The organism is Planococcus sp. RAB007_Raresut (assembly GCF_057369535.1).
In genome coordinates, this window is record NZ_JBXYIF010000005.1 from 346,296 (window position 1) to 366,453 (window position 20,158).

A 20,158-nucleotide genomic window follows, 5' to 3' on the forward strand; every position below is an offset into this window, starting at 1 on the left:
CTCTATTTGCTATTAGTCTGTTTCTTCATGTGCATACAATGAAATCAACACTTCGACCCGGCGATTCTCCGCACGGCCTTCCGCTGTTTCATTGCTGGTGATCGGCTGATGCTCCGCAAAGCCGGTTGCGCTGAATTTCGTTGGATCCAACTCGTTGTTTTCCAATAGAATTTTCATGAAGTTGATGGCACGAGCCGAGCTCAATTCCCAGTTGGACGGGAATCTGTCGGAAGTCGACGGAATGTTATCCGTATGCCCTTCGATGAAAATGCTGCGCGGTGGATCCGTCACCAGCAGCTTGCCGATTTCTTCCGCGACAGTCCGTGAACTTTCTGAAATATCCGCGCTTCCTGAACGGTAGAGCACGCCGTCTTTAATTTTCAGCACCAAGCCTTTGGAAGTCAGTTCCGCTTCCAATTTATCTTCCATATTGCGCTCTGCGATATAAGCTTTCACTTTATCCTGTATCGCTGCAAGTTCTTTATAATCTTCCGCAAGAGCCAATTGCTCGATCTCTTCGGCAGTCATTTCAATCTTATTATCAATTTCCTCTTCCACTTCCGGCGGCGTTATCGCTTCCCCTTCAGTCGGATCGACATCATTCGGTTCCGCCAGCTTCGACGTTTCTTCAAATGTTTCGACCGCTGACTGCTGATCCAAAATACCGGTGCCGCCTTGCAGCTCCCGGTTGAATGAATCGGAAATCTCCTGGAATTTCTGCGAGTTCACTTCACTTGCCGCGAACAGCACGATGAATAAAGCAAGCAGCAAAGTTAGAACGTCTGCGTAAGGAATCAGCCAGGATTCATCTACGTGATCTTCATGTTTTTTCTTACGCTTCAACGCCGACACCTTCTTTTACTTCCTCTTCAAGAACACGGTCCTTGAGCGGCAGGTAAGTCAATAGTTTTTCTTCCACTGTACGGACTGGCAAGCCTTCGTGAACTGCCAGCAAGCCTTCCAGCATGATGCGCTTGGTCCGAGCTTCGTGCTCGGATTTCCGTTTTAGTTTATTGGCAAATGGATGCCATAGGACGTACCCTGAGAAAATCCCGAACAGCGTCGCGATGAACGCGGCAGAAATCGATTTCCCGAGAAGGGCGATATCATCGAGGTGGCCAAGTGCTGCGACCAGTCCGATAACCGCTCCTAACACCCCTAGTGTCGGGGCGTATGTACCGGCTTGCGTGAAGATTTTTGCGCCAAGTTCGTGACGCTCTTCCATTGCCGCAATATCTTCTTCCATCATTTCGCGTATCTGTTCCTGCGGCTGGCCGTCAACGACCATTTTCAAGCCGCGCTGTAAAAATGGATCTTCCACTTCTTCTGCTTTTTCTTCCAAAGCCAATAGCCCTTCGCGGCGTGCAAGCATCGCCCACTGTGAGAACATCGGCACCATTTCTTTGATTGACAGGGTTTTATTTTCCGAGAACAGGACTTTGAACAAGCTCGGAATCTTTTTAACTTCTTCCATCGGGAACGCGACCATGATACACGCGATCGTTCCGGCAAAAATGATGACGAGTGCTGCCGGGTTATATAAAGCAATCGGGTTGGAGCCTTTCAGGACCATGCCTCCAACCAATACGACTACGCCAAGTATTACGCCAATCCAGGATGTCTTATCCACATCTGTAACCTCATTTCACTGCTTTGTCTCTGTCTAATGTTTCTTGTTGTAAGTAATCAGAAATCACTGCAGGAGGACGCTTTCCGCGGGCATGGCTTGAGCCTCCTCGGTCGCTGTGCTCCCTGTGGGGTCTCAAGACTCATGTCGCTCCGTCGCTTTGCTTTGTCACTGCTCCCGCAGGAGTCGCCTCCTTCCGTCATTTCTTTAAAGTGGATTAAAAAATTTTTTAAAGAAAAGAAATTACTTCCCTTTCACCAATGCCATTGCTTCTTTCCATGTGTCACGCAGTTCTTTGACTTGGCCTTCTGCTTCTTCGAGGATGGCCATGTCGTTTTTCATGTTCGCTTCTATAAGTCGGAAGTTAATGTATTCGTATAGTTGAGCCAGGCCTTCTGAGATTTCGATGTCACGGTCGAGCGTGATTTGGAATTCCTGGATGATTGCTTGCGCTTTGATTAAGTTCGTATTTTTTTCTTCGATCTTGCCTTCGTCCATCGCTCGTTTTGCCAGCTTGATGAATTTCAGGCAGCCGTTGTAAAGCATTAAAGTCAGTTCCTGCGGTGATGCAGTGATAACTGAGTTTTGTTGATATGTTTGGTACGGATTATTGATTGCCAATTGTAGAACCTCCTTGTATTACTTCCGCTGGTCGATGAATGAGCCTTCGGTGGATTTCGTCTGGTACGCACCGACATATTTTTTCGATGCCTGGCTTGTCTGGTTCAGCCGGTTCATCTGGGTTGTGAAAGACTGATGCAAGCGATTTAATAATGGCTGCATTTCGTCTTCATAACCTTTCAGTTGGCTGATGACCTTCTTATCTTCGGTCGTCCATTCGAATTCAGCGGCTTTTGTATATTCACTGAGCTGATCGATGACTGCCTGGCGCCTTTCAAATAGCGCCTGCATTGACTCGATTTGTCCTGCTTCATTATTATCCATTTTGGTATGGACTGTTTTTGCCTGTGCATTCAATTTTTCTGTAAGCTCGAGAAATTCAGCCAGTCTAAGTTGATACGCGTCCATTACATGCCACCGAATAGATTCTGCTGCATCCAAGCGCTTTGGGAATTCATCTGGCTCAGTGCTTTCTCCATTGCCGTGAATTGTTTCCAGTAGCGGTCTTCAATGCGAGTCAGTTTATCTTGCCATTTGCTGATGTCTTGGTCCATTTGCTTAAGGTATTTCGTCATTTGGCTATTATCGACGAGGCTGGACGGACTGCCTGCCTTATCGCTTAACCTTTTCACTACATTGTTCAATGTTTCGTAAACACGGCCGCCGACTCCAACGTTTTGATCACCGACGCGATTCGTGAATAATGCCATCACTTCATCCGGTTGTTCTGTCAAAGCAGCTTTCAATTTATCTTCATCAATGAAAAGCTTGCCGCCTTCTGTATAGCTTCCGGTATTGATGCCGATCTGCGACATCAAATTGAGATTGCCATTCGGTACACCTGCAACTGGATCCATGAATGAGCGACGCAATTCCTGCATGGCACCTCGCAATACTGGGTCATTTCGAAGCAACCCGCTGCGGGCTTTTTCTTCCCAAAGCTCAATTTCGTTTTCCGACATATCCTTTTTCTGCTCTGCGGATAGAGGCTGGAAATTTGGATAACGTTTTTCAACCAATTGTTTTTCAATATCGCCGATTGCTTCATTGTACTTATCCACGAAATCTTTAATTTTATCAAATGTCTTGGTCGCGTCTGCCTGCACTGTGATAGTCGATTGCCCAAGACTCAATAAGTTGATGGTCAACCCGTTGACCGTTGTTTTATTGGAATTCAAGTTATCAATTACAATGCCATCTAATGTTACTTTCCCTGTGTCAGCCTTGGAAATGAAGGTATCTGCAGCTGTGTCGGTAGAGAATGTAGAAACATATACGCCGGCAGTTCCACTTTCCTGATTTATAACTTGCTTCGCTAATGCCGAATTAGCAGTTCCATCAGCATTCTCAAAATCCATCGAGAAGTTCTGATCTTCGCCCATTCCTTTAGTAGACATAAAGAACATCGAAGTAGTATTATCAAAACTCATTCGCAATTCAGGCACTTTACCAGCAGTTGCATCTTGCACTTTTTTGGCTACCGCTTCGTATGTATCCGTCGCTGCGATCGCAACGGTGATATCGGCAGATCCTGCTTTGCTGCCTTTAATTACAATATTACCGGCTGTTCCAATTTGATCAGAGGACTGTGCTGGAATGGTACCATCTTTTGTAATGGCATCTGCAGAACGGATTTTCGCGCCGCTCGCAAGTCTTTCTACATTCACATTATAACTTCCGCTGACCGAAAGAGCGGAAGCTTCCGCCGTCGCCGCTCCAGGTGTGGATGAAGTTGCGCTATACGAGTTGAAAGTGCTTTGAAGCCTTAAGCCACTTGCTAAGTTCCGCAAATTGGACAAAGATAAGTTGACATCCCGGAACGAATCTTTTTGCCATTCCATCCAGGTTTTCTGTTGCATCAATTTGTCCAACGGCATTTTTTGTATCTTCATCATGTCTCTTACGATTGCATCTGTATCCATTCCGGAAGCCAGTCCACCTACACGCATTTAAATCACTCCGATTCTATATCATTCTTTTACTTCTTCTCATCTACGATCAATCCCATGAGCTCCGTCATCGACGCATACATATCAAGGAATTTTTTATTTGGAATCTCTTTTAAAACTTCGTCGGTTAAAGGATTGATCACTTGCACATAATATTCATTCAAGCCTTCATGCAATAAAAACTTAACGGCCGTTGTTGTTGGCTCAAGAAATTCATTCATGCCTTCTACGCGGTTCTTTACCATCTCTTTGGTAATCTGTTCCTGCTGAACCTCTTCTGTAGAATGAGCAGATTCGGTTTTCACTTGGATTTTAACCCTTTCAACAACTGCAGTTTCATTACTTTTGAAAACTGGAATAACAGGTGTACTTTTCACTTCCATCGCTCTCTATCCCCTTGTCCGATCAATCTATATAATTGCCATACTTATGTATCGGCAGAAAAAGAGATATTTTTAGCATTTTTTATAATTATTACTGCAAAAAAAATAAAACCGATGAATAGGAATCGGTTTTATCTACGTTAATTTATTCAATTGACGATTTACGCCGGTGACCCAATGATTATTGAGGCCAGTCGGGTCATTTCCAGCACCGACCGGAGCATATTTCGCACCAATTGCGGCAACTGTGGTCTTGCCTTGGTTCAAATAATTTTGACGGAGATTGCGGGCCATATCAAAAATGCTTTCTTCAACAGAGTCATAACTGCGGAGGCCATTTTTACCCATCATTCCAGCTATATTATTTTTCTCATTCGCAGCACGAGATGTACCGTTTCCAGTTTCATGGATGGCAATGGCCGAAAGGAGATTAGGATCCAGATCGTATTTCTTACCAGCATTGATGAAGTGGGCAGAAGTGCCGCTCAATTTGCCGCCTAATGTATTTTCAAGCTTGAGGAATTGAATCGGCTTGAAGCTTAAATCTGTTTTTAAATTCGGCACTGCAGGCTGTGCAACAGTTTCAGCAACTGCTGGAGCCGTTGAAGCGGGCAACGAAACAGAAATCGGCTTATAGGTATTATTCAATTGCTCCATCATCTGGCTGCTTTGGCTATTTCCCAAGTTTGTCTGAGGATTCAACGCCGCCAGCATGGAAGGATCCATCTCGCCGCCCTGCATCATGGAGCTCAATAGTGTCAGGAACATGGAGGTATTGTTGCCTGAAGCGTTCAAAGATGTAGCAGAATTTCCAGGCTGATTCGCAGCCGATGAAGCCTGGGCCAATGAAGCCATTGTTGTATAGTAGAACCAATTTGAAGAAATCGGGCTCGTCACAGGAGTCACACACCTTTTATCAGTATAATCATGAATTTATCATACAGTAGAATGAAAGAAAAAAGAATAGGATAATTGTGACATTAAAAATGTTTATTTCCATCGAAATATAAATGATTGTATCCACTCGCTCAAAATTCTTTATTCCAGCAAGTGAACGTATAATTAACTAAAAGCTTATCAGAAAGCTGGTGGTTGAAATGCATGACTTAATTTGCGGGAAATTATTGGGGGATGGCTGTCTGACTAAAGAACAGAACCGGAAACCGAGATTCCAATTCACTCACTGCATAAAAGATAAAGGTTGGAGCAATTATTGCTACGAACAGCTGGGTGAATTCTTGCCATTAGCTCCGCCAAAATATCGAAAGTTAATTGATTCCCGAATGAAGTTGGGATATACCGAAAGCTTTATTGTTCAATCGCGGACTTCCATTGATATTTCATTGTTATATCAAGTGTGGTATCCAGACGGAAAGAAAGAATTGCCTTTATCTTATATAGAAGAAAATTTTACAGATCGAAGTTTGGCTTGGTGGTATCAAGACGATGGGCATTTAAAACTGGATGGAGCTATTCCTAGAAAAATCATTCTATCTACTGATAGTTTCAGTAAAGATGAAAACCTTTTTCTGCAGCATTTTCTTCGGGAGAAATACGAATTTCGCTTCTCATTGGATGGTCAGAACCGGCTCTTATTGTATGATCAGTTTCAGATATTTTATTTCCTGCATATCGTTAGTCCATACATCCACGAATCAATGAATAGAAAAAAACGTCCTGCCTATCGAGTAAAACCGATTGCAGCTCGAACTACTGTTTATCTTCCAGACGAGATCATTCTTGCCAAACCTACTGAAGAAATTAACAGCCAGTATAGTAAGTTACCTTTAATAATTGAAGCTGCTAAGAACCAAGATGAATTTTTCAGACAAAACATAGTTTCGCAGCAAATTCCCACCAAGTCTTATCAAATAGTAATCCATCCAAATTACAGAGAATCTCTACAGGAGTTAAAACAGCAAACAGGATTGACCGTCAGCCATTTGACTAAATGTTGTTTTCGTATGGAAAAAGATTAATTCGTACCCAATTGATATGATTCCGTTAATCTCTGATATTCTTGATTCAATTTATTTATCTGAGCCGTCAAATTTTCTAATTCAGCGGACGACAGTACATTAGCTGCTGCATACTCAGCAACCTTCTTCATTTCAAGGAGTCTGCTCTCCATTTCACCCAATATAGCAGTTTGATTTTTCGACCAATGAAGCTGTGACTCAAGAAATTCTTTATACATTCTATCATCCATAAATTTTTCTCCTCTATATAAAATGGAGCCTTGGATTATTCCTTGGCTCCTTTAACATCAATTTGCATTTATAATTATCCTTTTAAATCAATCGATCCGCCAATATGTGGCTGAACAGATTGCTCAAGCATTTTAACTACATTTTGACCATTCGACTCAGCTAGATCCATTGTCTTTTTCATTACTGACATAGTTGCTTCCTGTTGAACACTCGCTTGGCTTAGAACCATTGATAATGCTGCGATATCCATTTAGCATCCCCCTTATAGAAAAAGGAGCCTAAAATTAGGCTCCCATTTTTTCTTAAGATTAACGTAGTAATTGAAGAACAGCTTGTGGCTGTTGGTTGGCTTGGCTTAACATTGCTTGTGCTGCTTGTGCAAGAATCGAGTTCTTAGTTTGGTTCATCATTTCTTTCGCCATCGTGCGAACATTTACTTTCATAAATGACTAGACTATATCTTCACCCTCTAGTGTAAGTAGGGGTCGGGCACTTCGGATCAATCAGTGCTGATGTACACTGTATCACCTACGGATTTCATCACCATAGCTCTCGCCTTAGATGGTTTATCCTAGTCGTTGAACCTTCTCCACTCTTTCGAGACAGGAGCTTGGCTGCTGATTGCCCAATCTTTTATTTTTTCAAGCCTTCATGTCTGCCGTTTCCAGCTGCATTGTGGCAATAAAAGCTATAAGGGGTTTCCAGCAATTCACCCGATCGTAATCTCTAACCGTTACCAGTTAGGACGACTGTACCTCTGCTCGCTTTAAGCGGCTTCGGCATAATCAACGTCGCGGATACGTGATTCCGCTGCTGTTAGGTTTTCAGCTGATGTTCCAAGGTTGTTGATTGTGTGATCTAAACGGTTTTGGTTTGCACCAAGTTTAGAACGTTCAGATGAAACTGATTCGATAGCAGTATTGATCACTGTAATTGCAGCATCGGCTGAAGTTTGTGAAGAAATGTCAATACCTGCAGTTCCTTTAGTATTTGCAGCAAAAGCAGATTCAGCAGCCACTACTAGGTTAGTTGTATCATAGTAACCGGCAACAGTCGCATCTCCAGCTCCAGGTGCTGACTCAGCTCCTGCAGCCTGCCATGTAGCTGTTCCAGCTCCATCGCTACCATAGGCAATAGTAGAACCATCAGTATCATTTGCAGTATAAGAAGTTCCTACTTGAAGTGCATCCGAGCGCATATCACTTACAGTTAATTTAAGATTTTGCCCTTCATTTGCTCCGATATGGAATGTAGCTGAAAAATCACCATCTAAGAGTGTCTTAGTGTTGAACTCAGTGTTGTTACCAATTCTAGAAATTTCTGAAGCAAGTTCAGTTACTTCTTTTTGAAGCTCTTTACGGTCTGTATCTGTGTTTGTATCGTTGGCAGATTGAACAGCCAATTCACGCATACGTTGCAGGATGTCGTGAGTTTCGTTCAAAGCGCCTTCAGCTGTTTGCATCAATGAGATGCCGTCTTGAGCGTTTGCTGAAGCTTGCTCCAACCCGCGAATCTGTCCGCGCATTTTTTCAGAGATTGAAAGTCCAGCTGCATCGTCTGAAGCTTTGTTGATGCGAAGACCAGAAGACAATTTCTCCATGCTGTTTGCCTGAGCGTTGTTTGCTGAGCCCAATTGGCGGTGAGTGTTTAAAGCTGTGATGTTGTGATTGATAATCATTTTGTATTACCTCCGTGTAATGTTTTTTTGTTTTTTGCAAGGGTGTTCAAATCCGTTTGAACTTCCTTACACTATCTTTATCGGAGGGCGTTAGAAAATGTTTAGCGTTTTTTTAATTTATTTTTAAAAAACTTTAATTTTCTTTTGGAAATAAAAAAAGCCCGCATCTCTGCAGGCTCTTCACTCATTTCTTCATCTTCAAAAAATCTCCGATATCAATAACATTCGACATCACCTTCTTATTCTCTTCCTGAATCTCCAGGTAAACTTCTTTTCGATGGATCGTGATATGCTTTGGCGCTTCGATGCCGAGTTTCACTGTTTCCCCTTCAACGCTTGTCACGATGATTTCGATTTGATCATCAATGATGATCGATTCGCCTTTTTTTCGTCCGAGTACGAGCATCGCTTACACCTTCCTTGCTTCAGCTTGGAATAGCGGCTGTTTGATTTCGTAGGTTTTTTTGTCCAGCACGGTTTGCATGCCGAGTTGCTTCCTATTGTTGATGACAAGCGGCGCTTTGAGGTTGGTCGTCGCGTGCTGCATTTCGCCAGGTACGGTCACGGTGGTCAGCACCAGTGCGTCGGATGGATCTTCGAGCTCGAGACGCTCGACGGTCTGGTCAGAAATTTTAACGTCATAGTCCTGGAAGAATGAAAACGGATCGACGAGGAAAAAGCTGATGTCTTCCGCTTCCAGCGATTGCAGGAAGAAAAACGGCGTTTCTTCTTTTGTGTCGGCCGGGATCAATACGTATTTCTGGTAGTCGTCAAAGCCGGGGATGCCTCTTGTAAATGTGATGACGCTTGAGTCTGCTACTTCTATTTCACCGAAACGGGTCGTTTGGAATTTCATTTTTGGGTTCTCCTCATTTCTGTTCGTGATTCATTTTGTTAGTTCTTATTTTTGCACATAATGGAATGATTAAACAGTAATTTTTTGCGCTAGCGTCATAATCCCTATGCATTCTTCGGATTACAGCATAAAAATTATTGAAAATCATATTTTTTATTGTGTATCTTTCTTCATTTTTCAATTAAAAAGAAAGGAGAAGCTTATATTTAAACATTATTTTATCTAAAAGAAATAAATTCACTAAATATAAGTCCACTTATAGTTCTTTCTGCTATTTTTACAAAATACCACTCTAAGCTTATCTGCACTTGTAGCTCTAGTGCCAGAGACGTATATTCAAATTATATAGATAAAATATTCAAAATATTTAATTTTCAAAAAAAGGGAGGAATGAGCTTATGAAAAAGAATTTTGTACTTGCTTCGCTGCTTCTGGGAATTCTGCTCAATGGCTGGGCAATCGCTTTTCTCGAATTGCCGTTTTATCAGACAGTGCTTGTACTTGCCGGCATCTCCATCCTGGTAATGACTGCTGTGCAAGAGAGATTCATCTTTTTGTATGCAATAACCATTGCCCTTTCCTACGGTCTCTTTCTTACAATCCATGTTTTTGTCAATCAGCAATCGGCCGAGATTCAGCTCCTGTATATGTACGGGCATCTATTGCTGACGAGTTTTCTTCTATTGTATTGGATCCTGATGAACTTCATTAAAAAAATCGGTTATGAAAATAATGATCTTAAGCACGAGGTTCGGCTGCTGCAAAAATATAAAGGCGTGACCAAGCTGCTGACGCTTCCGGAGTTCGATGAACAGGCGCAATGGCTGTTGAAATCGAAGGAACGGAATAAAGAAGAGGCCTGGTTCGTCAAGATTTCCATCACTTCTCCCAATAAACGCGTGAAAGTGAATCTGCAGGAAGAGCTGGAACGTCTGGCGTTGCAGAGCATCCGCCAAAAATTCGACTTGGCGACAGGCGATATGGGAGCTATTTATCTTCTATTGAAGAATACACATTCAGAAGGTGTGCAATTCGTATTGGACCGTTTTCGGGAAAAGGTCCAGGCTGAAATCAATTTAACAGATTCGCCATACGCCACTGTAACCGAGCAGGTAACAGATGCCAAACATCTTGCGGGATTGATGGGGAAACCGTTATGACTTCTATCATTCTTATAATTATGGCCTTTTTCTGGACGCTGCTTATTTTCTACTCGATCTTGACCATTTCAGGCGTTTGGTTCCGGGTTACATTCAAAGATCCGGAAGAACTCACCGATTACCCGAGTGTCGCGGTGCTGATCCCTGCCCATAATGAAGGCATCGTCATTGAAAACACGCTGCGGGCCATGGCGCGCCTTGAATACAAAGGCAAGCTGGATATTTATGTGCTGGATGACAGGTCGAAAGACGAGACAGCGGAAATTGCCAAAGAGTTTGCGGCCGTCTTTTCCAGAATCCATTATATTTCCGTCCCCGACGGTTCGCCTGCGGGCAAATCACGGGTATTGAATTACGGGCTGAGCATTTCCGATTCGGATTACTTCATCGTTTACGATGCTGACAATGAACCTGAAACCGATGCACTGGAGAAGTTGGTGCGCACAGCAGAAAGCACAAAAAATGCGGCCGGCGCAGTCGGTTATGTGAAGACTAAAAACAGGAACGCCAATATCTTGACCGGCATGATCGCTTTGGAATTTCAGGTGTTTCAATTATTGATGCAATGCGGCCGCTGGAAAGTATTCAAACTCGGCTCGCTTGCGGGCACGAATATGCTGCTCCGGAGATCGGTCCTCGAAGAAATCGGCGGTTACGATGTATTCGCCCTTGCTGAAGACGCGGAACTGACAATCCGCCTGACGTCCAAAGGCTATCTGCTGCCGGTCGTCCCGACGTCGCGGACCTGGGAACAGGAACCAGAAAGCATCAAAACATTTATCCGGCAGCGGACACGCTGGTTGACCGGCAATATCTATCTCTTGGAGAAATCCTTGCAGGATCTGACGCATTGGAAAGGGAAGACGTTTTTCCTCAGCCTCCAGCATGTCATGACTTATCTCGTTTTCGTATTGGTCCTGCTGTTTTCGGATATCTTCTTCATCCTCAGCGTGGCCGGCTACGAGTTTCCGAATATGGGGGCACCGCTCCTGATCCTCTGGTTCATGAGTTATATCGTCTACACCAGCCAATTATTGAGCGCGTTGGTGATCGACCGCAACGTGACGCTGAAAAATGTCTTTTTCGTCTTCACCATGTATTTCACCTATGCACAGCTGTTCATCATCCTCCTGCTGCGCAGTTTTTCCCTTTACGCTTGGAGCCGCCTGCGCGGCAAAACGATTGCATGGGATAAAACGAAACGCTTTAAAGGGATTGGCTGATGAAAATGAAGTTCGTTGTGCTGCTTCTGGTTGGATTGATGATGGGGGGATGCGGGATAATGGAATCTGCTCAGGAACAGGTCGAAAAAAATTATACGAATACCGACGGACTGATTCACGCCTACCCGACAGAGCAGGATTCCGAATACTTATCCGAAACGATTGGCTTATATATGGAATATTTAACGCTCGTTGAAGATGAAGAGAACTTTTCCGAGCAGGTGGAAGTCCTGAAGAGCCACTTTCTCGCGCAGGAAAACGATCATTATTTCATCCGCTGGCGGCTGAATGAAAATGCCGCGACGAATGCGCTGATCGATGATATCCGCATCATAACGGCACTGGAGCAGGCGGCCGAAATTTTTGGCAATGAAGACTATAAAATTATTGCCGACCAACTTTCAGAAGCTGTATCCAGCGTTCAATCTGAAGGCGGTTATACTGTGGATTTCTACGATTGGTCGCTCGACATGCCTGCCCAGCGGCTGACTTTGAGCTATCTGGATGACAATGGAGCGATTACTGCCGAATCCTACGAATTGCTGGACATGGCCGATGCCAACGAAGTGTTTTTTCCCGAATACTACGACACCGCGTCCGTACAATACATCAGCAGCAACGAAGTGCACATGATCGACCAATTGCTGATTGCGCTGAACCGCGAAAATAGAGGCCAGCATTCAGAGCTATTCGCGGAATGGCTCAAGGAAGAGTGGATGAAAGAGCAGAAACTCCACGGCCGCTACGACCGGCAGACGCTGAAATCGACAGTGGACTACGAGTCTCTGGCTGTCTATTATTATTTGCACGCTTATTTTTCAACACTGGGTGAAACCGAACTGGCGGATGAAGTCTTCCAGCATGCCAAGGAAATCGCTGCCGATGGAATGCTTGATAACGCCCATTTCTTCGACTTTATCCATTACCAGATGCTCGCACAAAAACAATAATTTTTCTAAAAGCGCTTAAGGAAGCTTCCTTAAGTGCTTTTTACTGATAAAAGAACAAATAAAAATGGCTGGATTTTCTCCAGCCTCCCGCTTACCCCTTCTTCACAAACTCCGACTTCAGCTTCATCGGCCCAAACCCGTCAATTTTGCAATCGATATCATGATCGCCGTCAACGAGGCGGATGCTTTTCACTTTCGTCCCTTGCTTCAGGACAGACGAGCTGCCTTTCACTTTCAAATCCTTAATAACTGTAACGGAATCGCCGTCCTGCAGGACATTGCCATTGGCGTCTTTTACGATTTTCATTTCTTCTGCCGATTCATTTTCCGCTCCCGGCGTCCATTCATGCGCACATTCCGGGCACACGAGCTGGCTGCCGTCTGCATACACATATTCGGAATTGCATTTCGGGCAATTTGGTAGTTCGTTCATTATTATAGCCTCCATTAAATCGATTCAAATAAAAAATACTCTCAGGAAAAGCTTATCCCAAGAGTACATTAATGACTATAGCTAATTTACTTTTCTTCCTGTGCCAGCCACTTCGGCGGATACATAGCCGATGGGCTTGCCTCAAACCAGGTCGCGGCATCCTCCAAATCCGCTGGTTCTTTCCACGCCACACCAAACGGCAGCATGAACGGCTCATCAGGCGGAATTCCATCGATCTTCAGCGAAATGCCGTCATCAAGATATTCCACGTCCTTCAGGTTCACGTTCCGCAAAGCCCGAAGCCAATCTTCGTCCACCGTTCCAATACTCCATTTGACATTGCCGCTGAACCAGCTTTTCATTTCCAGATGCTCGCCGGTTTCGACATAAGCATCGGTAATCTCCCGCAGTGGCGTAAAGCGGATGGTGAAAATATAGAGCTGATTCTTTAGCGGCGTCACCCGAACTTCAATCAGATATCGGCCATCAACCGGGAATCGCTCGTCGATTTTCTGTTCAATCACTTGCACATCCGCTGCGACTTCTTTCCCGTCTTCAGCGTACACCCTAATCTCTACCTGACCAAATGGCGTCTCCATCTTTCACACATCCCTTCATTTTCACATCAAATATTTTATTAAGCCCGAATCCACTTCCAAATCTCACCCGGCGTCGCGTTCTTGCCGTACATGAGAATGCCGGTCTGGAAGACTTTGCCGGCTAGTTTCATGAAGATCCAGACGCTGACGATGAGAACGGCGATGGCGATGATGATTTCCGTCCACGGCCATTCCTCAAGAAGCGACAGGCGCAGGATCAGGACTCCCGGTGCGGTAAACGGGATATAGCTGCCCAGCTGCGCAATAAATCCGCTCGGGTCGCTGAATACGGGACCAATGAACAGGAATGGGCTGAACGGGAGCATCATGACCATGCCTTGGAAGTTACCGGCTGTCGACATATCGGCCATCGTTGCACCGATTCCGACAAACAGCGCCGCATAAAGCAGGTAGCCGAGGATCGCAATGAGCAATAACACCAGCAGTTCCGGCACAAGCAGGTACTCGATGACCGGAAAATCGATTTTCCAGATGAGCACCGGCAGCGCAATGACGATAAAGACGACCACCTGCACAAGACCGAGGACGAAATAGCCGATGATTTTGCCTTGCATCAAGTCCGCTGGTGTCAGCGATGACAGGATGATCTCGGCAATCTTATCTTTTTTCTCTTGGGATGCGCTTTGGAAAATCGCCATCCCGGTGAAGACGATTGACAGCATTACGACTGCGGCGAACGCACCGGGAATCACGCGTTCCAGCATGTTTTCGCTGAATAGACCTTCGTCATCCGATGCTACAGCTGCATCTTCAAAGACGATTCCCTGAGCGACAACACCTGCTTCTTCAGGCGTCAGGCCCAGCTGTTCAATCTGCAGCATCTGCAATGGACCGCCAAGAATCTGCACTTCGTCCATGAAAGCAGAACTTGTTTCTTCATTTGTGTAGACCGTGACTTGGCCGCTTTCGACCGATCCTTCGTCGATGAAGACATAGGCGGCATCTTCTTCAGTGCCAAGCGCCGCTTCCGCCTCTTGTTCCGTCACGTCCGTCTGTTCCATTTGCCATTCGGTGTTGGCCGCGGCCGCTTCCAATTGTTCATAGACGCCGAGTCCTTCGTTGACATAGACTTTCGTTGTTGCCGCTTCCTCGTCTGAGCTGAATAAATCCGGCAGCAACAGGAACGCCAGGAAGATGACCGGCGTCAGGAACATGCCGATGATGAACGATTTGTTCTTGAGATTTCGTTTGATTTCCCATTTGGCGACTTTCATCGTGTTACGCATGCAGTTCACCCGCTTCCTTCAACAGATTTTTATCGGTGGCGATATCGATGAAGATTTCATGCAGCGAAATCCGGTCAATTGATAATTCCTGGATGTCCAGTTCCGCTGGAAGGTTTTTCAGCCAGACAGCCGGCTGCACGTGTTTCGACAGGTACAGCACAGCTGATTCCGCATTCTGTTCGACCCGTTCGACTTCCGGCAGGCTCTCCAGGAGTTCCAGGCTGTTAGCGCCGTTAATCGTGCATTTGAAATTAGCGTATTCCTTTTTCACATCGCTTAGCGGACCATAAATTACCCGGGTGCCGCGGTGGATCAGGAATAAGCGGTCCGCCATTTCTTCGACGAGGTTCATCTGGTGCGATGACAATAGGATCGCAGTGCCATTTTGGGCAAGCGAGCGAATTTCCTCTTTGAACAATTCCTGGCTGACAGGATCGAGCCCAGAAAAAGGCTCATCCAAAATCAGCAGTTCCGGCTCATGAAGAATGGATGCGATGAACTGCACTTTCTGCCCCATGCCTTTTGATAATTCCTCGACTGATACTTTATCTTTTCCTTCAAGGCCGAACTTCTTCAAATAGTCGAGCGCGCGCTGTTTGGCGCGGTCCAAAGGATAATCCTTCAATTCCGCGAGATACAACAGAATATCCATCACTTTGACGTTCTTGTAGAGCCCGCGCTCTTCCGGCAGGTAACCGATTTTATCCCGAGGGATTTCTATGCCTTTACTGTTGTGGAATGTAATCGTGCCTTCATCTGGATACATGATGCCCATGATGTTGCGGATCGTCGTGGATTTTCCCGCTCCGTTCGGACCGAGCAGCGCCATGATTTCCCCTTTTTTCACTTCGAAGGAAATATTCGAGATGATCCGTTTGTCTTTGAATGATTTGCCTAACCCTTCTACAGTCAGTACCGCTTCCATTCTCTTCATCCTCTCCGTCATTTATTTCAGTAATAAGCCAATAATCTCTTCAAGTTCCAGGGCTTTATTGTCAAGGATCGAAATGCCTTGTTCCAATAAATACTGTTCTGTTACGTCAGGGTTTTCTGATATGAATTCGTTGCCGGATCGCGCAAGCTCTCCCGGTACCGCAGCTTTTGGCATCTCACTCAGCCAGTAACGGCGGTATGCTGTTGCCAGCTCGTCTTTCTCATAATGCCCGGCCGGGGTCCCGTCTTGCATCAGGAACAGGTAATCGGCGAGTTTCCGGAGGTCATCCGCTTGATGTGTGGTAAGGATAATCGCACGGTCTTCCTGTTCCATCCACTCCACCAGCAACTCGGTGAACAGGTTCTTCGACGGGATATCGAGCGACGCCGTAGGTTCATCCAGTATCAGGATGTCCGTGCTGCGCGACAATGCGAGCGACAAACTCAGTTTTTGCTGCATGCCAGGGGACATTTTGCCGAAACGCTTGTCCAGCGGAATATCAAAAAGCTTGATCATGCGTTCGAACAGCTTGTCATCCCATTTTGAATACAGCGGCGCAATCAATCTTTTCAGGTCATCTCCGGTATAGGCGTTCCAGCCGATCGCGTTTTGCGGCTGGAAGGTGACATGGCGTTTCCAGCTTTCATCCTGCCCGGTAACCAGCTTGCCCAAAACCTGGATTTCTCCGCTGTCCGCGTTCGCCATATTCATGATGATTTTCAGCAATGTGCTCTTTCCGGAACCGTTATTGCCGACCAGCGCCGTAATGGTGCCGGGCTCGATCGACAGACTGACAGGCCCGAGCTGAAAGTCATCGATCTTTTTACTGATATCTTTTATCTCAATCCATGAAGGCATTTGTCATTCCCCTTTCCCGAGTCTTTTCAGTGTCTCGGCAAAAACTTCTTCGATTTCATCCACTGTATAGTCATAATCCATCGCGTTCTGGATGGCGCGCTCGAACTCGGCCTGGACGGAAGCCGTCATCGTTTCCTGTTTCATCGCATTTTGCACTTCTTTGACAAAGGTCCCTTTGCCGTGAAGCGTTTCAATAAACCCTTCTGATTCCAGGTCCTGATAGGCGCGGCGTATGGTAATGACGCTGATTTCCAGGTCTTTCGACAGCGCGCGGATCGATGGAAGCGACGTGCCGGCAGGTAAATGTCCGCCGGCAATCAGCGCCTTCAATTGTTTTTCGATTTGATGGTAAATGGGTTCACGAGAATCCTTGGATAAACGTATCGGCAGCAATCTCCAGTCCCCCTCTCACAGATAATCCGCTTTTTTCATCATTTTTCTCATATCCCATTGCCAGTATTTCCAGCCGGCGATGCCCAGGACAATCGCAAGTATGCCCGACAGGAAAGGCCAGTCGGCGGCCAGCTGCATCGTCAAGAGAATAAACCCGTCATTCGCGATTACTACAACAAGGAAGAAAACTGCAGCTGTTCCCCCCAGCACATATATAAATGACATAACGATGGCTTTTTTCTTGAAATTGCCTCCCGCTTCACTGGCCGCCATAATAAAGCCGATTGCGATCGACAGCGACAGCCAAATCAGGACGAAAACAATATAAGTAACCGGCGTCATGTAGTTCCTGAATTCTTCTGACATGATCGGCATCGCGATGAGCAGGACGAGCTGTAACGGAAACGAACACACCGCATGGATGATAAAGCGGCTCTTGATAATGGCTTCTTTTGAAATCGGCAGCTGCTGCAGCATGACGACCGACGGCACTGTCCATAAATCCCCGCTTAACTTCTGCATCTGAAATTCCTTGTTTTTCATCCAGGCCGGAAACAGAAAGAAAATCAGCAGGTACAGCAGATCAAAATAGCGAAAATCGCCTTTGAGATAAATATCAAATGACATCATAACGGTCAAACTCATGGCGGTATAGAAGGCCAGGATCAGCAAAAAGCTTTTCATGGAAGCTTTCAATTCAAATGCCGCCAGCCGATAACCCTCTTTCCATTCATTCATTTATAAACACTCCTTTTAACTGTTATACTGTTTATACTCATATACACAGTATCAAATACTTTTTCAGGTTGTCAATAAGTTTGCAGAATATTTTGCCCGAAAATAAAAGCATCCCTCTAACAGCAAGGGATGCTTCGATAACGATTATAAGTTTTAAGTTTTATTTTGTGACATCCAGAATATACATTGCCCGGTCTTCTGCTTCGCCGTTGACCACCAAGGTTCCCTCATCTGTAAAACGCGGTCGAACGAGCCGTTCCTCAATGGCTGCGAAAGCTGGCACTTCTTCCAGTTCAGTTCCCGCCATTTTATATAGCTGCAAGTCGTGGAATCCGCTCCTTCTATTAGACTCAATGCCAAATAATCACCGTACACAGCAAATACACCCCCAAGCTCCTCCCACTCATGCGCACATTCCGGGCACACGAGTTGGCTGCCGTCTTCCTAGATATATTCGGAGTTGCATTTCAGGCAATTTGGCAGTTCGTTCGTTGGTGCAGCCTCCATTTGTTTAGAAAATCACTCAAAATAAAAATACTCTCAGGAAAAGCTTATCCTAAGAGTATCTCTTTGACCATAAAGAATATATTACTCAATTGCAGTGGTATCTAGCAAATACAGGCCTCCACCTTCGCTATTCACCCCAAGAGTTCCGTCACCCATAAAGCGCGGTTTCCAAAGATGTTCCTCCACGCTGTCCAGTGCCGGCAACATTACTAGCGAAGAACCGTCCATTTCAAACAACTTCACTGTCGCAGTGCCTGATTCCGCTACACTCAGCGCTACGTATTTGCCATGGACTGAGAACGCGCTGAATTCCGGAGAATCGAACTCTGTCATTTCACCTGTTTCCAACTCAATCGATACAAGTGTTGAAACGAATTTTTCATCGGCCAGATGGGCATAAATTTTATTGTCATCAAATTGAATGTTCATCGTTGTTTTGGAAGGGACTTCAAATTCATTGATGATTTCTTTTTCATTTGCATCAAAAACCGTCAATTTTGTAACGTTCTGTTCTTCCCGAATATCCGGAATGACAATTATTCCATCATTGAACGCCTGCATACTGTCTGCGCCTTCTATTGATTGGTATACATCCGTCTCTTCCATCGTTTTCAGATCCAGAAGCTTGTAGGTTGGCCCTCCGCTTCCAAAATCAAGAAAGCTCAGTTGGTCTCCATCGATTACAAGGGACAGCGCATTCAAATCTGAAATAGTAATCAGTTCAGAAGTGTCTAAATTGTATATATTCAATACTGAAGAGCTATCCATATTCTCTTCAAGCACTTCAGTCCAGACGACCCAATCGTCTTCAACAGTTACCCCTTGGATCCACGTTCCTTCCGGGACCTCGGTCAAAACCACTTCTTCCTTGGTTTTAACATCATAAGAATAAATTTTCTGTGCTTCCTGATAAACGAGGACCCCGTTGTCATTATAAAAAACGGCGTTAATCAATTGCGGATTGTCATTCACCGGCAATTCCACTTTCTGTAAGGGTTCTTCCTGTAATGGCTCCACTTGCAAGGGCTCTTCCAAATTCTTTTCCTCCACAGCCCCCTGCTCCTGCCAATCACTTACGTAAGGGTAGCCCAATATCACCGACAACCCAATCACCGCTATGCCCACAAACGCCGGCACCAACTTCGGCGCACGCGATGGTTTGCGCGTCTCGCCCTGCGACTGCGCCGCATTCAAAATCTGCCGCTTTTTCGCATCCGACAGTGTCACATCTTCCGGCACCGACTCGTCCAGCTTCCGTTTCAGATCCTCATGCATGGTCAATCCCCTCCTCCGAAAATTTGACGCCTGCCTGTTGCCGTCCCCTGGCCAGCCGCGTCTTCACCGTGTTGTCCGAGATTTTCAGAACCTCGCTGATTTCTTTTACTGACAGCTCGGCGTAATAATAAAGCCAGATAACATCCCGGTATTTCAGCGGCAGCTTGCCAATAGCTTCCGCCACTTCGTTGCTCTTTTCAGTGGCCAGCGCCGTTTCTTCCGCTGATCCTTTATTCGGCAAAAGTGGGCTCAGTATATTCGTCAACTCGATCTTGCGATGCGCCCAGCTCCTGAAATGGTTATGGCATTCATTCACCGTGATGCGGTACAGAAACGTTTTGACGCTCGAGCGCCCTTCGAATCCTTCAAGATTTATGTAATAGCGGATGAACACGTCCTGTACGATATCTTCCGCCTTTGTCCGTTCTTTAACGAACGAATACGCCAGCCGCACCAGATAATGCCCGTATTCGTCCATCGCCTCCGTCAGCAGCCGGTCCTTTTCGCGCTTCTCCAA

Annotated in this window: 27 protein-coding genes; 4 read left to right on the plus strand and 23 right to left on the minus strand. The window is 45.5% G+C overall.

What is annotated here, in order from left to right:
* Positions 1 to 12: 12 nt before the first annotated feature.
* The 7 genes from motB to AC2Q9J_RS12530 all read right to left on the minus strand — a co-directional run bounded on the left by motB (position 13) and on the right by AC2Q9J_RS12530 (position 5,477).
* Positions 13 to 843, minus strand: a complete 831-nt coding sequence (motB, locus tag AC2Q9J_RS12500; protein ID WP_499040361.1) for a flagellar motor protein MotB — start codon at positions 841 to 843, stop codon at positions 13 to 15.
* Positions 833 to 1,630 carry a flagellar motor stator protein MotA gene (motA, locus tag AC2Q9J_RS12505; protein WP_472483938.1) on the minus strand — a complete coding sequence of 266 codons (798 nt, stop codon included), beginning with the start codon at positions 1,628 to 1,630 and terminating at the stop codon, positions 833 to 835. Before motA ends, motB begins: the two co-directional genes overlap by 11 nt.
* Before the next feature lie 240 nt (positions 1,631 to 1,870).
* Positions 1,871 to 2,248 (minus strand): flagellar export chaperone FliS, encoded by a 378-nt coding sequence (gene fliS, locus AC2Q9J_RS12510; protein WP_499040363.1) that lies wholly within the window; start codon positions 2,246 to 2,248, stop codon positions 1,871 to 1,873.
* Positions 2,249 to 2,266: 18 nt separating this feature from the next.
* Positions 2,267 to 2,656 (minus strand): flagellar protein FliT, encoded by a 390-nt coding sequence (fliT, locus tag AC2Q9J_RS12515; RefSeq protein WP_499040365.1) that lies wholly within the window; start codon positions 2,654 to 2,656, stop codon positions 2,267 to 2,269.
* Entirely contained in the window at positions 2,656 to 4,197 is a 1,542-nt protein-coding gene (fliD, locus tag AC2Q9J_RS12520; protein WP_499040367.1) for a flagellar filament capping protein FliD, read from the minus strand. The genes fliT and fliD overlap by 1 nt, the downstream gene beginning before the upstream one ends.
* A gap of 29 nt (positions 4,198 to 4,226) precedes the next feature.
* A complete protein-coding gene (gene flaG, locus AC2Q9J_RS12525; RefSeq protein ID WP_499040368.1) occupies positions 4,227 to 4,580 on the minus strand; it encodes a flagellar protein FlaG in 354 nt (117 codons plus the stop codon).
* A 135-nt stretch (positions 4,581 to 4,715) separates the two neighbouring features.
* Complete coding sequence (locus tag AC2Q9J_RS12530; RefSeq protein ID WP_499040370.1) at positions 4,716 to 5,477, minus strand: glucosaminidase domain-containing protein; 762 nt, start codon at positions 5,475 to 5,477, stop codon at positions 4,716 to 4,718.
* A 200-nt stretch (positions 5,478 to 5,677) separates the two neighbouring features.
* Between AC2Q9J_RS12530 and AC2Q9J_RS12535 the strand changes: the two genes are divergently transcribed.
* Positions 5,678 to 6,559, plus strand: a complete 882-nt coding sequence (locus AC2Q9J_RS12535; RefSeq protein ID WP_499040372.1) for an endonuclease — start codon at positions 5,678 to 5,680, stop codon at positions 6,557 to 6,559.
* Here AC2Q9J_RS12535 and AC2Q9J_RS12540 read toward each other — a convergent pair.
* From AC2Q9J_RS12540 to fliW, 6 genes are all read right to left on the minus strand, one after another.
* Complete coding sequence (locus tag AC2Q9J_RS12540) at positions 6,556 to 6,789, minus strand: hypothetical protein (protein WP_499040373.1); 234 nt, start codon at positions 6,787 to 6,789, stop codon at positions 6,556 to 6,558. The genes AC2Q9J_RS12535 and AC2Q9J_RS12540 overlap by 4 nt on opposite strands.
* Before the next feature lie 74 nt (positions 6,790 to 6,863).
* Positions 6,864 to 7,040: a YjfB family protein gene (locus tag AC2Q9J_RS12545; RefSeq protein ID WP_499040374.1), complete on the minus strand. Its 177-nt coding sequence runs from the start codon at positions 7,038 to 7,040 to the stop codon at positions 6,864 to 6,866.
* Between the two features lie 58 nt (positions 7,041 to 7,098).
* Complete coding sequence (locus AC2Q9J_RS12550; RefSeq protein WP_499040376.1) at positions 7,099 to 7,233, minus strand: flagellin; 135 nt, start codon at positions 7,231 to 7,233, stop codon at positions 7,099 to 7,101.
* A 323-nt stretch (positions 7,234 to 7,556) separates the two neighbouring features.
* On the minus strand, positions 7,557 to 8,468 hold the full coding sequence (locus AC2Q9J_RS12555; protein ID WP_499040378.1) for a flagellin N-terminal helical domain-containing protein: 912 nt from the start codon (positions 8,466 to 8,468) through the stop codon (positions 7,557 to 7,559).
* 184 nt (positions 8,469 to 8,652) lie between these two features.
* Positions 8,653 to 8,874 carry a carbon storage regulator CsrA gene (gene csrA, locus AC2Q9J_RS12560; protein ID WP_499040379.1) on the minus strand — a complete coding sequence of 74 codons (222 nt, stop codon included), beginning with the start codon at positions 8,872 to 8,874 and terminating at the stop codon, positions 8,653 to 8,655.
* A gap of 3 nt (positions 8,875 to 8,877) precedes the next feature.
* On the minus strand, positions 8,878 to 9,324 hold the full coding sequence (gene fliW / locus AC2Q9J_RS12565; protein WP_499040381.1) for a flagellar assembly protein FliW: 447 nt from the start codon (positions 9,322 to 9,324) through the stop codon (positions 8,878 to 8,880).
* A 398-nt stretch (positions 9,325 to 9,722) separates the two neighbouring features.
* Between fliW and AC2Q9J_RS12570 the strand changes: the two genes are divergently transcribed.
* The 3 genes from AC2Q9J_RS12570 to AC2Q9J_RS12580 are packed head-to-tail and all read left to right on the plus strand — an operon-like array spanning position 9,723 to position 12,657.
* The gene (locus AC2Q9J_RS12570) at positions 9,723 to 10,484 is read left to right on the plus strand and encodes a hypothetical protein (protein ID WP_499040382.1); all 762 of its coding nucleotides are present in this window, start codon (positions 9,723 to 9,725) and stop codon (positions 10,482 to 10,484) included.
* On the plus strand, positions 10,481 to 11,707 hold the full coding sequence (locus AC2Q9J_RS12575; protein WP_499040384.1) for a glycosyltransferase family 2 protein: 1,227 nt from the start codon (positions 10,481 to 10,483) through the stop codon (positions 11,705 to 11,707). Before AC2Q9J_RS12570 ends, AC2Q9J_RS12575 begins: the two co-directional genes overlap by 4 nt.
* Positions 11,707 to 12,657 carry a hypothetical protein gene (locus AC2Q9J_RS12580; RefSeq protein ID WP_499040386.1) on the plus strand — a complete coding sequence of 317 codons (951 nt, stop codon included), beginning with the start codon at positions 11,707 to 11,709 and terminating at the stop codon, positions 12,655 to 12,657. The genes AC2Q9J_RS12575 and AC2Q9J_RS12580 overlap by 1 nt, the downstream gene beginning before the upstream one ends.
* A gap of 91 nt (positions 12,658 to 12,748) precedes the next feature.
* Here the strand turns inward: AC2Q9J_RS12580 and AC2Q9J_RS12585 are convergent, their stop codons facing one another.
* The 10 genes from AC2Q9J_RS12585 to AC2Q9J_RS12630 all read right to left on the minus strand — a co-directional run bounded on the left by AC2Q9J_RS12585 (position 12,749) and on the right by AC2Q9J_RS12630 (position 20,158).
* Positions 12,749 to 13,090 carry a zinc ribbon domain-containing protein YjdM gene (locus AC2Q9J_RS12585; protein ID WP_499040388.1) on the minus strand — a complete coding sequence of 114 codons (342 nt, stop codon included), beginning with the start codon at positions 13,088 to 13,090 and terminating at the stop codon, positions 12,749 to 12,751.
* Between the two features lie 86 nt (positions 13,091 to 13,176).
* Entirely contained in the window at positions 13,177 to 13,689 is a 513-nt protein-coding gene (locus AC2Q9J_RS12590; RefSeq protein WP_499040390.1) for a hypothetical protein, read from the minus strand.
* Positions 13,690 to 13,727: 38 nt separating this feature from the next.
* Positions 13,728 to 14,936, minus strand: a complete 1,209-nt coding sequence (locus AC2Q9J_RS12595) for an ABC transporter permease (protein ID WP_499040391.1) — start codon at positions 14,934 to 14,936, stop codon at positions 13,728 to 13,730.
* The gene (locus AC2Q9J_RS12600; protein WP_499040393.1) at positions 14,929 to 15,861 is read right to left on the minus strand and encodes an ABC transporter ATP-binding protein; all 933 of its coding nucleotides are present in this window, start codon (positions 15,859 to 15,861) and stop codon (positions 14,929 to 14,931) included. The genes AC2Q9J_RS12595 and AC2Q9J_RS12600 overlap by 8 nt, the downstream gene beginning before the upstream one ends.
* Before the next feature lie 21 nt (positions 15,862 to 15,882).
* Positions 15,883 to 16,728, minus strand: a complete 846-nt coding sequence (locus tag AC2Q9J_RS12605; protein WP_499040395.1) for an ATP-binding cassette domain-containing protein — start codon at positions 16,726 to 16,728, stop codon at positions 15,883 to 15,885.
* 3 nt (positions 16,729 to 16,731) lie between these two features.
* Positions 16,732 to 17,121, minus strand: coding sequence for a GntR family transcriptional regulator (locus tag AC2Q9J_RS12610; protein ID WP_499040397.1), 390 nt, complete (start codon positions 17,119 to 17,121; stop codon positions 16,732 to 16,734).
* A gap of 15 nt (positions 17,122 to 17,136) precedes the next feature.
* Entirely contained in the window at positions 17,137 to 17,859 is a 723-nt protein-coding gene (locus AC2Q9J_RS12615; RefSeq protein ID WP_499040399.1) for a hypothetical protein, read from the minus strand.
* 160 nt (positions 17,860 to 18,019) lie between these two features.
* Positions 18,020 to 18,181: a hypothetical protein gene (locus AC2Q9J_RS12620; RefSeq protein WP_499040401.1), complete on the minus strand. Its 162-nt coding sequence runs from the start codon at positions 18,179 to 18,181 to the stop codon at positions 18,020 to 18,022.
* 266 nt (positions 18,182 to 18,447) lie between these two features.
* Complete coding sequence (locus AC2Q9J_RS12625; RefSeq protein WP_499040403.1) at positions 18,448 to 19,641, minus strand: hypothetical protein; 1,194 nt, start codon at positions 19,639 to 19,641, stop codon at positions 18,448 to 18,450.
* A complete protein-coding gene (locus AC2Q9J_RS12630) occupies positions 19,634 to 20,158 on the minus strand; it encodes a sigma-70 family RNA polymerase sigma factor (protein ID WP_499040405.1) in 525 nt (174 codons plus the stop codon). The genes AC2Q9J_RS12625 and AC2Q9J_RS12630 overlap by 8 nt, the downstream gene beginning before the upstream one ends.